The sequence below is a fragment of the Psychrobacter sp. M9-54-1 genome, assembly GCF_016613355.1.
In the GTDB taxonomy this organism is placed as follows: Bacteria; Pseudomonadota; Gammaproteobacteria; order Pseudomonadales; family Moraxellaceae; genus Psychrobacter; species Psychrobacter faecalis.
This window is the reverse complement of record NZ_JADGFW010000005.1, coordinates 274,949-289,675: the sequence shown is the minus strand read 5'-3', so window position 1 is coordinate 289,675 and position 14,727 is coordinate 274,949. Positions and strand designations below refer to the sequence as shown.

General features: G+C 44.5%; 11 protein-coding genes and 1 pseudogene. 7 read left to right on the top strand and 5 right to left on the bottom strand.

The window, feature by feature from the left end; genetic code table 11:
* Window positions 1-362 precede the first annotated feature (362 nt).
* The 6 genes from kdpF to IQ457_RS03330 all read left to right on the top strand — a co-directional run bounded on the left by kdpF (window position 363) and on the right by IQ457_RS03330 (window position 8,831).
* Window positions 363-473 carry a K(+)-transporting ATPase subunit F gene (gene kdpF / locus IQ457_RS13710; RefSeq protein ID WP_081501593.1) on the top strand — a complete coding sequence of 37 codons (111 nt, stop codon included), beginning with the start codon at window positions 363-365 and terminating at the stop codon, window positions 471-473.
* Complete coding sequence (gene kdpA / locus IQ457_RS03350; RefSeq protein WP_200662071.1) at window positions 473-2,185, top strand: potassium-transporting ATPase subunit KdpA; 1,713 nt, start codon at window positions 473-475, stop codon at window positions 2,183-2,185. Before kdpF ends, kdpA begins: the two co-directional genes overlap by 1 nt.
* A 123-nt stretch (window positions 2,186-2,308) precedes the next feature.
* The gene (gene kdpB / locus IQ457_RS03345) at window positions 2,309-4,447 is read left to right on the top strand and encodes a potassium-transporting ATPase subunit KdpB (RefSeq protein WP_200662070.1); all 2,139 of its coding nucleotides are present in this window, start codon (window positions 2,309-2,311) and stop codon (window positions 4,445-4,447) included.
* Window positions 4,448-4,468: 21 nt separating this feature from the next.
* On the top strand, window positions 4,469-5,194 hold the full coding sequence (gene kdpC / locus IQ457_RS03340) for a potassium-transporting ATPase subunit KdpC (RefSeq protein WP_200662069.1): 726 nt from the start codon (window positions 4,469-4,471) through the stop codon (window positions 5,192-5,194).
* A 31-nt stretch (window positions 5,195-5,225) separates the two neighbouring features.
* Window positions 5,226-8,054 (top strand): DUF4118 domain-containing protein, encoded by a 2,829-nt coding sequence (locus tag IQ457_RS03335; RefSeq protein WP_200662068.1) that lies wholly within the window; start codon window positions 5,226-5,228, stop codon window positions 8,052-8,054.
* Between the two features lie 90 nt (window positions 8,055-8,144).
* Window positions 8,145-8,831, top strand: coding sequence for a response regulator (locus IQ457_RS03330; protein WP_200662067.1), 687 nt, complete (start codon window positions 8,145-8,147; stop codon window positions 8,829-8,831).
* 93 nt (window positions 8,832-8,924) lie between these two features.
* Here the strand turns inward: IQ457_RS03330 and IQ457_RS03325 are convergent, their stop codons facing one another.
* From IQ457_RS03325 to IQ457_RS03305, 5 genes and pseudogenes are all read right to left on the bottom strand, one after another.
* Window positions 8,925-9,803: a hypothetical protein gene (locus IQ457_RS03325; RefSeq protein ID WP_200662066.1), complete on the bottom strand. Its 879-nt coding sequence runs from the start codon at window positions 9,801-9,803 to the stop codon at window positions 8,925-8,927.
* A gap of 51 nt (window positions 9,804-9,854) precedes the next feature.
* Complete coding sequence (locus IQ457_RS03320) at window positions 9,855-10,400, bottom strand: DUF3124 domain-containing protein (protein ID WP_200662065.1); 546 nt, start codon at window positions 10,398-10,400, stop codon at window positions 9,855-9,857.
* Window positions 10,401-10,417: 17 nt separating this feature from the next.
* Window positions 10,418-11,119 (bottom strand): potassium channel family protein, encoded by a 702-nt coding sequence (locus tag IQ457_RS03315; protein ID WP_200662064.1) that lies wholly within the window; start codon window positions 11,117-11,119, stop codon window positions 10,418-10,420.
* A 79-nt stretch (window positions 11,120-11,198) separates the two neighbouring features.
* A complete protein-coding gene (locus IQ457_RS03310) occupies window positions 11,199-12,959 on the bottom strand; it encodes a TrkH family potassium uptake protein (RefSeq protein WP_200662063.1) in 1,761 nt (586 codons plus the stop codon).
* 308 nt (window positions 12,960-13,267) lie between these two features.
* A pseudogene (locus tag IQ457_RS03305) lies at window positions 13,268-13,661 on the bottom strand (PACE efflux transporter).
* Window positions 13,662-13,806: 145 nt separating this feature from the next.
* Between IQ457_RS03305 and IQ457_RS03300 the strand changes: the two are divergent.
* Window positions 13,807-14,691, top strand: coding sequence for a LysR family transcriptional regulator (locus IQ457_RS03300; RefSeq protein WP_200662062.1), 885 nt, complete (start codon window positions 13,807-13,809; stop codon window positions 14,689-14,691).
* The last annotated feature ends 36 nt before the right edge of the window (window positions 14,692-14,727 follow it).

Genomic DNA, 14,727 nt, shown 5'->3' with positions numbered 1-14,727 from the left:
AACACGGGAATGTAAATATCATTTAATCTCTAAATATTATCAATAACTCAATTTTAATACTGATGCAAAAGATTACTAGCTACAACCTTAAAGGCTTGCCTTAACTTTATTAAATTCCGAAAAAGATATTGCTAGCCTATAGCAATATCCGCACTCTAAAAAACATCTAAACGATGCTTTAAAAACTAAGGCTTTCTGTTCTTCTTACGTTTTAACACTGCCCATCTTTATACTTTCTTTATACCCCACCGCGTTATCTTGACAACACTTTTATACCCCTCTCGGCATACTGTTGCTATTAATAAGTAAGCAATAAAGAAGTAATAAAAGATCAGTCTAACCATCACTGATCTTCATTATTCATGGTTCATTGTGCGTTTTTGGAGAGTGTCATGGAAGTTTTTGCAGGGTTTCTAGCCTTCGGTTTATTCATCTATTTGTTATATGTACTGATTAAACCGGAGGCATTTTAATGACAATATATGCGCTATCACAGCTGGTTATTTATCTAATCGTTCTATTTACTTTAGGATATTTTTTATCAGGTTACCTGCTGCAAAGGATGCAAGCCCCTGTTTCTCGGCTTGAATCCCGTATTTTTACGACGCTGGGTATGATCGGTCAAGATACCAAGGGCAAGCCTGCTTTTGGTATGAATTGGAAGCAGTACGCTGGCGCCATTGTACTGTTTAACCTCATTGGACTATTGGGGTTATTTGTTTTGCAGTTGGTGCAAGGACACTTGCCGCTAAACCCTGCCAATATGTCAGGCGTCACGTGGGACTTGGCGATGAATACCGCCATCAGTTTTATCACCAATACCAATTGGCAGGCTTATGGCGGCGAAAGTAGCATGAGCTACCTGACCCAAATGATGGGCATGTCGTTGCAAAACTTCTTATCAGCGGCAACCGGTATCGTGGTGGCTTTTGCCTTAATGCGTGGTCTGGTATTTAAAAAGAGCGCGCATTTGGGTAATGCTTGGATAGATTTATGGCGCTGTAATCTTTATATTTTGCTGCCGATAGCGGCAATTATAGCGGTGCTACTGATGAGCCAAGGCGTCATACAAACGCTGTCCATGTATACCGACGTGCAGACCTTACAAGGTGAATCGCAAACGATTGCTTTGGGGCCTGTTGCCTCGCAAGAAGCGATTAAGATGCTCGGTACCAACGGCGGTGGGTTTTTTAATGCCAACTCCGCTCATCCGTTTGAGAATCCCACGCCCTTTTCTAACTTTATCCAAATGTTGGCTATTTTCCTTATCCCAACGTCGCTTTGTTTTTGTCTTGGCAAAATAAGCGGCAACCTCAAACAAGGTATCGCAATCTTAAGTGCTATGACGGTCTTGTTTATAGCGATGTATTCTTTGACCGTCAGCAGCGAGCTTGCCGGCAACCCTTGGTTGGCGTCACAAGTTCAAGGCCTTACCGATGCCAGTGTGAGCGGCAACATGGAGGGCAAAGAAGTACGTTTCGGCATTGTTGCCACGTCACTGTTTGCCACGATTACCACTGCCGCTTCGTGCGGAGCGGTCAACGCCATGCATGATTCATTTACGCCCCTCGGTGGACTGAGCACCATGTTGCAAATGCAATTGGGCGAAGTGGTCTTTGGCGGTGTGGGCGCAGGTCTCTACGGTATGCTGCTATTTGCCATCTTGGCGGTATTTATATCGGGGCTGATGATTGGGCGTACTCCCGAATATCTTGGCAAAAAAATCGAACCGTTTGAGATGAAAATGGTGGTTTTGGGCTTATTGGCCGCGCCAACGATGGTGCTAGTAGGCACCGCTATCAGTGTAATGACGGCCAGTGGGCAAGCCGGTATCTTCAATCCTGGTGCTCATGGTTTTAGTGAAGTGCTCTATGCCTTTAGCTCGGCGGCCAATAATAATGGCTCTGCCTTTGCAGGCTTGGGTGCCAACTCTGTGTTTTATAACTCTATGCTTGGGCTTGCGATGTTGGTTGGTCGCTTTGGGGTCATCATTCCAGTACTGGCTTTAGCAGGATCGTTGGCCAAGAAACCCAGATTAGAGGTTAATAGCGGCACCTTGCCAACCACCACGCCATTATTTGTCGGGCTTTTGGTCGGCACAGTGCTGATGATTGGCGCCCTAACCTTTGTCCCTGCTTTAGCGCTCGGACCCATCATAGAGCAGATTTGGATGTTGGGAGGCTAGCCGATTAAGTATAGGCAAGCATTAGACGAGTCGTTATTTAGTTAGTTAATTTATTACTAATAACGTGACTCGCTACCCAATAGTGAATCGACCCATTTTATGATTACGTGAGGAATACAAAGCATGAGCGTTTTATCAGACCCTAATACACAGGCTGCAAATTTACAGTCTCAGCAAGACCCCAATCATTCAAACTTACCCGAAAAACCAGCGCAAGGCCTCCTTGATCCTGCTTTGATCAAGCCCGCCTTAAAAGACGCTTTACTTAAGCTTGATCCCAGAGTGCAATGGCGCAATCCGGTGATGTTTGTGGTTTATATCGGCTCGCTACTGACCAGCATCTTAGCGATTACGATGTTGATTCAAGGGCAAGCTGGCATTGTTTTTACCCTATCCATTACCTTTTGGCTATGGTTTACCCTACTGTTTGCAAACTTTGCAGAAGCGTTAGCCGAAGGACGTAGCAAAGCCCAAGCGGCCAGTCTCAAACAGGCGCGTCAGGATGTGCAAGCTCGCAGGCTTGCGGGCACTGACAGGCATTCTGTACCTACCATGATTCAGGCAACTGAGCTTAAGCAAGATGATATTGTTTTGGTCAATGCCGGCGAGATCATTCCTGCTGACGGCGAAGTCATAGAAGGTCTAGCCTCCGTTGACGAATCGGCAATCACCGGCGAGTCTGCACCGGTGATTCGTGAAAGTGGTGGCGATTTCAATGCGGTGACAGGTGGCACTAAGGTGTTATCTGACTGGTTAATGATACGTATTACCCAAGCTCCTGGACAAGGGTTCTTGGATCGTATGATTGCCTTGGTAGAAGGCGCCAAACGCACTAAAACGCCAAATGAGATAGCGTTGACGATTTTGTTGGTGGCGCTAACGCTAATATTTTTGCTGGTATGTGTGACCTTATTGCCTTTTTCACAGTTTGCCGTGCTGTCTTCGGGTAATGGCGAGCCGATATCGATTGTGGTCTTAGTGGCGCTGTTGGTCTGCTTGATACCGACTACGATTGGCGGTCTATTGTCAGCGATTGGCGTGGCGGGCATGAGCCGGATGATGCAGGCCAATGTCATCGCGACCTCTGGGCGCGCGGTAGAAGCGGCAGGCGACGTTGATGTTTTGCTACTTGATAAGACTGGCACGATTACCTATGGCAATCGACAAGCGTCACAATTTATACCCGCACACGGGGTGACAGAAAGTCAGCTTGCGGAAGTGGCGCTGATCAGCTCATTGACCGATGAGACACCAGAAGGTCGCAGTATCGTCAAGCTTGCCCAAAGCCGTTTTGATATTGATGAAAATACATGGAAAGCAAAGCCGTTTGACACCATCGAATTTACCGCGCAAACGCGCATGAGTGGCACCGATATTGATCAGCGCCATATCCGTAAGGGGGCGTTTGATGCCATCGTAAAATGGGTAGAAGCACAAGGCGGCATCTTACCCACCAATCTACAGCAACAAGTAGAGGAAGTCGCGCGCCGTGGCAGTACGCCGCTACTGGTCGCCGATAGCCAGCAGTTGCTTGGCGTCATCGAGCTTAAAGACGTGGTCAAATCCGGCATAAAAGAGCGCTTTGCCGAGCTGCGCAAGATGGGCATTACCACCGTGATGATTACTGGCGACAATCCTTTGACGGCGGCAGCTATTGCTGCCGAAGCAGGCGTCGACGATTTTATGGCGGAGGCAACCCCTGAGCAAAAGCTTGAGAGAATACGCAGCTATCAGCGTCAAGGTAAGCTAGTCGCCATGACCGGCGATGGCACCAATGACGCACCGGCACTGGCGCAAGCAGATGTGGCTGTTGCTATGAATAGCGGTACTCAAGCGGCTAAAGAAGCCGCTAACATGGTCGACTTGGACTCAAATCCGACCAAGCTGATTGAAGTGGTGCAAACCGGCAAGCAGATGCTCATGACTCGCGGCGCACTGACGACATTTAGCTTAGCAAACGATATCGCCAAGTACTTTGCCATTATTCCAGCCGCCTTTGCCAGCACCTACCCTGCGCTTGGGGTATTGGACATTATGCGACTAGGCAGCCCTCAAAGCGCGATTTTATCGGCTATTATCTTTAACGCATTGATTATTGTGTTTCTCATTCCACTGGCGCTGCGCGGCGTGACTTATAGACCTGATTCTGCCATCAATCTATTGCGCCGCAACTTGCTGATATACGGCTTGGGTGGACTCATTCTTCCCTTTGTCGGTATCAAAGTAATCGACATGCTCATTAATGCCTTGCACTTGGTATAACCAACGATACGGATGACGACTATGCAACCTAATAAATCTACGCCACTTAATAACTCTGTGCAATCTAACAACGCTATACCATCTGTTCCTATTGACTCTAAATACTACCAGGCGGATGAAAACAACCTTTCTGCATCGGACAATTCTATATTGGACAATAGTACTGCCCGTATGCCTATGCTCAAACCTGCGCTATCATTATTTATAGCCTTGGCACTTATTTTAGGTTTATGCTACCCCTTATTAATGACCGGCGTTGCCCAAGTGACCATGGCGGATAAAGCCAATGGTAGCTTGGTATTACACAATGGCAGCTTAGTGGGCTCTGCGCTTATCGGTCAGCGCTTTGATCGGCCAGAATATCTATGGACGCGTCCATCAGCAGCGGGAGACGGTTATGATGCCGCGCAATCTTCGGGGAGTAATTTGGGACCTTTAAATCCTGAATTAGTGATTGGTGTCGAGGCACAAGTACAACGACTAAAAGCCGCTGATCCACAAAACACCGCGCCTATCCCTCTTGATTTGGTCACGATGTCAGGCAGTGGTTTAGATCCGCACCTCTCACCGGCGGCAGCTGAATGGCAAGTCAGCAGAGTGGCGCGTATACGTGGCATCAGTGCCGAACAAGTCCAAACAGCCATCGATGAGCATACAGAAGCGCGACAATTCAATCTGTTCGGCGAACCGCGCGTGAACGTATTGGCGGTCAACTTAGCCTTAGATGAGATGACAGTCGTTAAATGAGTCAACCCATTAATCAGCAGTGAGCATCAGCATGAGTGAGCAGAGACCCAATCCAGAAGATTTACTGCAGCAGATAAAGCAGCAAGAAAATACGCGCAGCAGAGGTAAACTAAAAATCTTCTTTGGGTCATCAGCAGGCGTTGGCAAGACCTATGACATGCTCTCTGCCGCCCATCGAGACCAAGCACATGGACTGGATGTCTTAGTCGGCATCGTAGAAACTCATGGCCGCAGTGAGACAGCAGCGCTGCTCGACGGATTAACAATACTGCCGTTACGTCAGGTTGAGTATCGAGAGCAAACCTTGGCGGAGTTTGATATTGATGGGGCTTTGGCGCGGCATCCAGATATTTTATTGGTTGACGAGCTGGCGCATAGCAATATCCCAGGCTCCAGGCACCCAAAACGCTGGCATGACGTTGAAGAGTTATTAAAGGCAGGTATCAGCGTCTATACCACGGTTAATGTTCAGCATTTAGAAAGCCTGAATGATGTGGTGAATCAAATCACAGGGGTGGTAGTACAAGAAACCATTCCCGATTGGTTCTTTGATCAGGCCAATGAGGTGGTATTGGTCGACCTGCCAGCCGATGAGCTATTGGCTCGGCTGCATGATGGTAAGGTCTATATCCCCAGCCAAGCCAAGCATGCGACAGAAAACTTCTTTCGAAAAGGTAATCTGATTGCCCTACGTGAGCTAGCATTACGCCGAACTGCCGACCTAGTTGATGCCGATATGCGAGATTACCGCAATCAATCGCGTATTTCATCCATCTGGAATACCACCGATCAGTTATTAGTAGGCATCAGTACGCGCGCGCATAGCGAGCGCCTTATTCGTCATGCCGCTAGACTTGCCAGCCGCTTACACTCGCAGTGGTATGTCATCTATGTCGAAACACCGCGAAATGCCCATAAACTATCCAAAAATAAGCAAAGTACGTTAGAAGCATTGCGCTTAGCAGATGAGTTAGGCGCCAAGACAGAAATCATCAGCGCCATTAGTGTTGCTGAAGGCTTGGTCAGTTACGCCCATCAATTTAATATTGGTCGTATTATTATCGGCCAGAATTACTCTAGGTTTTATTATAATCAATCATTGGCCAAACAGATCTCAAAGCAGGATATCAATTTAGACTTGATACTCGTCAATCAAGCTAAACAGACAAAAAGTCCCCGTAGTAAGCGACAACTGCCTACTTGGGATATGACCACCCTAGCCTCTAAAGACAATCGTATCGGTTATCTGATGGCCGCTTTAGGTTGTACGCTCGTCACCGTCAGCCTAGTCGCCCTCACTCGCTGGTTTGATTTAGCCAATGTGGTGATGCTGTACTTGTTGGTCATTGTGTTCATCTCGGTTCGCTTTGGGCGCGCCCCTGGTATCTTTGCAGCGCTCTTAAGTGTCATCAGCTTTGACTTGTTTTTTGTGGACCCTAAGCTTTCTTTTAGTGTCAGCGATGTCCAGTACTTAGTCACCTTTGCGGTGATGATTGTCGTCTCATTGATTATCAATAACTTAGCGGTTGGACTGCGCTTTCAGGCGCAAAATGCCCGTAGACGTGAGCAACAAGCAATCTCTATGAGTCAGTTGGCACAAAGTCTCAGTGCGGCACGCAAAAACGAAGAAATTATCAACCAAGCCATTATTTGGCTGACCAAACATATTGCTAGTAAAGCGCTTATAGCGATGCCCAATGCTGACGGTAAATTGACAGTCGTCTCAGAATCGAGTATTCCTTCAGAGTTCAATTGGAATGTGACCCAATGGGTGTTTGATCATAAAGAAAGCGCGGGTCTATCGACACATACGCTGGCCGCCAATCCTATGCACTATCGGGCGCTTGCAACCTCAAGTCAAGTACTGGCGGTATTGGCACTGATGCCAACCGACATCGATAACTTTAATCAACCAGAACAACAACGTACCCTCGATGTCGCGATTGCCCAAATTACTTTGGCATTAGAGCGCGTTTATTACGCCAAAGTCGCACAAAACGCCCTTATCAAGGTTGAATCAGAACGTCTGCGCGGCTCGCTGTTATCCGCCTTATCTCACGATATTCGCACACCCATTACCGTGCTATCAGGATTGGCCGCTTGTCTTGCTAGCCAAAATTTAGCACCTGCTGAACACAAGCAGCTGGCTATCGATATCGAACAGCAAGCCAATGTCATTCAGCGTTTGGTCATCAATATCTTAGATTATGTGGCGCTGCAATCCGGCGGTATGAAACTCAACAAACAATGGGTAAGCTTGGAGGAGATTATCGGTAGTAATATACGCCAACTTGAACCGTATCTACAGAATCGACAAGTCAAGATAGACGTAGCCAGTGCTGTCGATTTTATTTATACCGATGAATTAATTTTGGCGCGGATTTTAAATAATCTGCTGACCAATGCCATTAATTATACTCCAGACAACGCAGCTATCACCATTCAAGCAACACTCACTAATCAGCACACTGCTCAAAATTTGCCAAATCATAAAGCTTTGCAAAATAATAAAACCGTGCAAAGCTACCAAATAACAGTAACCGACAACGGTCAAGGGCTGCCAGTAGGGATAGAAGCGCAAATATTTGAACGTTTTACCCGCGGTGATAGTGAAAGCAATACAACAGGACTCGGATTGGGGCTGGCGCTCAGTAGAGATTTGGTCCAGCACTTAGGCGGCACGCTAAGCGCGAGCAATATACAACCGCACGGTGCGCAATTTGTTATAGTGCTACCGTGGCAGCCTTTAGAAAATCTAGCTATATTTGGTGATAAATTTACATCAAATGTGACTCAGATAGAGACCAGCACAGTTGCAAACATAACTACAAATATAGCTAGCAGCTCAGAAAACTCATAAAATACGTTTATTCAACATTGTTAGAAGCTTGAGGCAGTTATTATTTCATTACTGCCGCAAGCTTCCTCTATAAGTAGTAAATCCCCTACTATGAAAACCATCTTAATCATTGAAGACGAAGCCCATATCGCCCGCTTTATCAAATCAGCGATGGAGCAAGAAGGCTATCAAGTCTACGCTGCCGATAGCTCGCAACGCGGGTTGATTGAAGCGGCCTCTCGCCGCCCAGACCTATTGATATTAGACTTAGGTCTTCCAGATGCGGATGGTTGTGATGTCATCTCAGATATTAGGACTTGGTCATCATTGCCCATTTTAGTCCTGTCAGCTCGCAGTGACGAGCAAGATAAAATCAAAGCTTTAAATTTAGGCGCCGATGATTATTTGGTAAAACCCTTTAGCATGGGTGAGCTAATCGCTAGGGTCAACGCCCAGATGCGCCGCTGGCAAGCCGGTTATGAGGCACCGGTTGTCTTAGTATTAGGCAATGTCAGTATTGATTTGGCACAACGGCAAGTCAATAAAAATGGCGAAGACATTCATTTAACGCCGATTGAATATCGCCTACTGACCGTACTGATTAAAAATGCTGAAAAGGTCATGACGCATCAGCAACTGCTAAATGAAGTATGGGGTAAAGGTCACAACCACCAAGAGCACTATGTGCGCATATTTATGTCAAATTTACGCCAAAAACTAGAAGACGACCCTTCCAGACCTAGTTATTTCTTCACTGAAATTGGAGTTGGTTATAAGCTGCATATTCCTAAAAGCTAATCTACAATGCAAATCTCAAAAAATATAAGGCTAAAAAACAGCAGCGTTAACTTTTATAAGAATAAAGTTAACGCTGCTATTTATAGGTACTTCTTAAGAACACCCTTCGACTAAATAGATTGCTTCTGGTGTGCCAATATCGATACTCTCTACCTCACCTTTTAATAGGCTTTGCTTGTCTGCTGTCCACTCTGTCGCCTTTACTTTATGCTCGTTAAGCGTTTGACCACCCTTAATGTGATATTCAATTTGTAGAGGTAATTTATCTTCTTTACGATCAAGCTTCATATTTTCAGCTTTTAAAGACTCTCCAAGCTCAGGTTCTTTTATCACCTTGAAGTTAACGTTAGCAATCAAGTTATAGTAGTCACCATCAACCGCGTATTTATCGACTTCATAAGTCAGCTTATTATCATGCGCTTGCATCACCTCTGCTACTGCATCGCCAACATGAATGTCTGTATAAAACGCTATGTTTGGATCCTGAATAGTGATCAGAGCAACTTTGTCATCAATAATCTGATACAGCACAGAAGCGCGTTTACCATACTCTTTATCCATATAGTTTAAGGTTGGATTACTGACGTAATAGCACTGCTCGTTGTCAGTTTTTTCTTTGGTCAGTCCCAGCTCGTTGAGTAATTCAGGGGTAATAACCTGCCCAAAACTAAGCTGTTGGTACCCTGAGGGATTAACAACTTTATGATTGGATATATTTTTTGTTTCGATAGCTTTTGCTTTATCCGTAGTAGCATTGATAGGCGGAGAGTTTATAGAGGTTGAATGTGTAGAAGTTTCATCACTCTTAGCCGTATTCTTATCTATATTATCCGTTTGAGCAGTCACGTCATCATTCGAATTTGAAGGCTGCGAGTCACAGCCTGTCATCAATGGCGCACTACTGAGCAATACAGTAGTGAGCAATACTGTCTTGATAGTTGGTAAAGACAACTCTTGGGTGACACTTAACATGGTAACTCTCCTGAATTGGGATTATCCATATGAATAAAGCGTAAGAGTCTATCAATACGCAACGGGCGTGCCCTGCGTGCTAAACGCAAAACTTTTATTGCTAAAATTACCGATCATCACCGCTTCAATGACAGGTTTGACGGTCTCATCGATTCCTTCAATTTCAATAATGAAGTTCGCGCCCGAACCGCCTTTATCTTCTTCTTTTTCAACGATATAATTTAACGTTGCCATAGCTGGCAGCTCAATTGGGCTTTTTAAATACGACTTGACCAGTTCACCATTGGTACCGTAATAATCTATTTTGTTGATATACAGCGATTTTTTTAAAGTCGTATTGCGCACGCTTAAGGTCGCTGACAGTAAAACCTTACGGTTATCCCTATCGGTATAAATATCTGAATAAATCGGCACGTAGAACATTTGTTTATAAGCGAACTGGCTGCGATCCACCTTCTTAGAGTGTTTCTCAAGCTCTTGAATGGGATCTTGATGCTTCTCTGAAAACATGACATTTGGGTCTTGGTTGGACCCATCACAGCCGCTGAATAACAGCATACTGGCAAGGCATAGTACGGATAGGCGGCACTTATTCATAACATTATCCTTATCGATTAGTGTACTTTGACCCCGACACTGCGTAAAAAGTTATTAATATGCTTATTAGCACCATACACCACCAGTACGTCGTTGTCTTGTAGCACTTGCTCTGGGGTCGCTAAGCCCTGAATACTGGGTTTTCTTTGTAGACGCCCAAAGCTGTCTTCATACTGCTCATAGTGCATCGTACTTAGCAGCTTAAGATTAAATTTCTGCTCCATTTGCAAATCCGCAATCGTCTTACCCACTAACATGATTGGAATGCTAATCTCAACAATACTAAAGTGCTCTGTCAAGCTAAACGAGTCAACGTAATAACGCAGCGATAGGCGTTTTGCCCAGCGCATCGCCGATTCCTTTTCAGGATGAAAAATATCATCAACCCCAATTGCCTGTAGTACTTTTTCGTGCAACGGGTTAATGCTACGACTAAAGAGGCGTTTGGCTTTTAACGTTTTAAATAACGCGGTTGCCATAATATTAGCGCCCTCGTTTTCTCCAATGGCTACCACCATGATGTCCGTATCCTTAATAGGCAGGCCATTAACCGTATACTCATCGGTGGCGTCCATACAGACAGTATGGGTGATGGCTTCTTTATACGCTTCCACCTTTTGCATACTGACATCAATCGCAATTACTTCATGCCCTTGGCTGGTCAGTGCTATCGCCAATGAAGAACCAAAGCTTCCCAAACCTGCAATAATATACTTCATAATATTCCTTATTATTTATGCAACCATAAAGGCAGTAATCTCCTTATGGTTTGCCAATGCATATCTCATTTATACTGGCTTAGTTAATCGTTATCTCTTCAGTGGGATATCGATAATTCGGTTGATACCTATTTTTTAGCAGGGCAATAAATATTGTCAACATGCCCACCCGCCCAACAAACATAATTACCGAGACAACCAGCTTGTTAAAGGTCGATAGCTCAGCGGTCAGATTCAAACTCAAACCAACGGTACTGTAAGCGGAAAAACACTCAAAAACCACTTTAATCAAATCAAGCTCAGGCTGATGATAACTTATCAAGGTAATGCCAAGCCCTATGACCAATAACGACAGCCACATGATTGAGAATGCTCGGCGAATAGAGATATCAGCAATCTCGCGTTGGAACACTTCAACCTTAGACTGACCACGCGCTAGGCTCAACGTGTTTAACACCGCAATAGCAAAGGTGCTGGTTTTTATACCACCGCCCGTAGAGTTTGGTGACGCCCCAATCCACATCAAAAAAATCGTCAGCATAATAGTTGGGAACGCCAGCGCATCCATATCTGCAATATTAAAGCCTGCCGTCCGCGGTGTAGCCGCCGTAAATAGTGCAGTGATCACCTTAGCGGAAAAACCCTGATGCTCCGCCAAAATACCATTGTACTCAAACAACATCACCCCAAGCAGACCAATCAACAATAAAGCGCCCGAGGTAATCAAAGTAATACGGCTATTGATGCTCAGCAGCCACGGCTGATAACCATAACGCGGATCATTTTGAAAAAGCGCCCTCTGAGCGCGGTGACGCAGATAGCGTAATAAATTGACAACAATGATAAAACCCATGCCGCCAAATAAGAATGTAGTGCCAATAATAAGCTGCAAAGGATAGTTAAAGCGCAGCGACTCATCATATAAACCTGCGCTGAATGTTGAAAAGCCTGCATTACAAAATGCAGAAATGGCATGGAAAATAGAAAAAAACAGCCGTTCAGAAAAATCCATCTCTGGCAAATCATAGATACTTATAAAAATCAAAATAGCCGCTAGTGCTTCAACCCCAAAAGTCACATATAAAATAGACTTAAGAGTAGCAACCATGTCACCCACTCTGCGCGACACATTCATCTCACTGATACTCAGCTGCGTCTCATAACTGACACCGCCCTTGAAAAAGTAACTAAAATAGGTCACAAAGGTCAGAATACCCAACCCTCCAATTTGAATCAGTCCGATGATAATCCACTGCCCAAAGGTGGTAAAACGGGTCGCTGTGTCTACCACAATCAGTCCTGTGACACAGACCGCGCTGGTAGCTGTAAACAGAGCATCGACAAAAGATATCGGCTCTGTAGTGGCATTGGGCATCATCAGCAATAATGCTCCAACCAGTACCACGGATAAAAAACTCAAGATAAAAAACTGACCCGGGTTTAAAAAAGCACGATTGAGGTTGAAATTATTGTCCGATATCTCACGGATAAAAGTAACAAAAACAGCAACCTTAATGGCAATAAAACCATCAACCGGCATCGACAGCCCTGAGCGCGCCAGCTCAATAAAGTGAAATGCCAATAACACAAAAATAGCCACACTGGTAAGTAAGTCAAAAACTGCGACCTTATTGACCGACAAGTGCGATTTTGAGCGAATATAGCGCCATACCGTCGTCGAAAAGCCCAGTAGAATGATTATCAAGTAAAAAATATGAAAAATATGCTGTAGCCATGTCGCGAGCGTAAAACCACTATCGACTAAGGCGATTCCAACGCCAATAGCGCTAATAATAATCGTGAACCTATTTAACAGCCGATACAGTAGGGCTGGATGCATAGTCTAATTCCATGAAAGGAGTAACGGTAATACTTATACGCCTTTTTTTCGCCATCTACTAAGAGTGTTTTTGAAATAATCGTAACCAGTTATGACATTTTTTACAGTCAGACATTGCCCACTCCTTAACCTCCTCTTGCTCCTTATTAAAACAAGAATCAGATCAATAGCAGTTCATTTAGCCTTAAAACAAAAAAGCTTTCAAACTATAAAAATACAGCTTGAAAGCTTTTTTGAGCACTTATCTTTAACGCCTCGTTATAACCGCGATCAATATAAAATATCACCTAAAGTATGGTTGTTTTAGCTTATAAAAAAACCGCTTTGTTTTCTACATATTTAAAATACTGTATCGGGTAAAGCTTGTCATAAGCCCAGTTATAAGAAAAGGTATAGACCAGATAAAACCCAACCAATGACGCATCCATAATAAAAGCTTGGAATAAAGTGATACCAAGATACCATAGGTAGATATAACATCAGTAGACCTCCCTCAAACAGCAGCACATGAAGTACTCGTATCATTGGAGTCTTAAAAGTACTGCTTGTAAACTTTATCAGACTTTTATCAAAAGCAATATTAAAACCATAGTTCCATATCGTCGCCATGATAGAACCTGTGATAGCAATGACACCGATATCTTTAATATCAAAACTAAAAAAGAAGCTCATAATGGGAATGGATAATAGTAGTGCAATCATTTCAAATCCAACAGCGTGACGAATACGATCTCTATGAGTTCGCATGATTAATCCTTATAGAATATACATTCATATTACTTAGTTGACTCTATTGTATCTGTTAAACTAATAGATCAAAGTTACTACCTATAGGAAAAACCGATACATGAACTTTTCTTTAGAGCAACTACAAGCCTTTGTCGCCACGGTAGAGACTGGGTCATTTTCAGCAGCGGGACGGCGGCTTGGCAAAGCACAATCTTCGGTGAGTGCCGCGGTGGCAAACTTAGAAATCGACTTGGACAACGTGTTATTTAGCCGAAATAGTCGCTATCCTGAATTGACGGAAGAAGGTGAACGGTTATTGGCGGAAGCCTATCTAATACTGGAGCGCTGTGAGCACTTCTTTGGGGTTGCTAAGAGCTTAAGTGAGGGAGTCGAAAGCCGATTGGTATTGGCCGTCGATGATCTTTATCCATCAGAATGGCTAGCAAGATTGCTTGATGAATTTGACAAGCTGTTTCCAACTGTAGAATTGGAGCTATTGCTGCCCATCATGGAAGATGTCAGCCGCTTAATTTTAGAAAAGCGCGCAGATTTAGGCATTATGTGGAGCCAAGAAGACTTACCTTCAGCGATTAGCTTTCATACGTTAGGCTGGATTCCTCTTAAAATGGTTTGTTCACCTGAACATGAGATGGCAAATAAAATTGTGAGCTGGGAGGAGTTAAAAAGATATCGTCAGCTCATTGTGGCGACGCGAAATGACAGTAAAGAAAAGTCCCGTCTACGGGTTGCTGCTGATGTGTGGTGGGTTGAGAGTCAGTGGGTGATTATTGAACTCGTCCAACGTAACCTTGGCTGGGCACTGGTGCCCGAGCATTTCATTGTAGATGGGCTAAAAGATGGCTCTTTGGTATCCCCAAAGCTGGATTTTGATAAGCACAGCTGGCCGGTGGCGGTTGAGCTGATTTGGCATAAAGAGAAGCCTTTAGGTAAGGCTGGTGCATGGTTAAAAAAGGCAGTCATTACTTTAGATCAGCACGCATAACGGCATTTTCCCATGACACCTAAAAAGATGACTTTT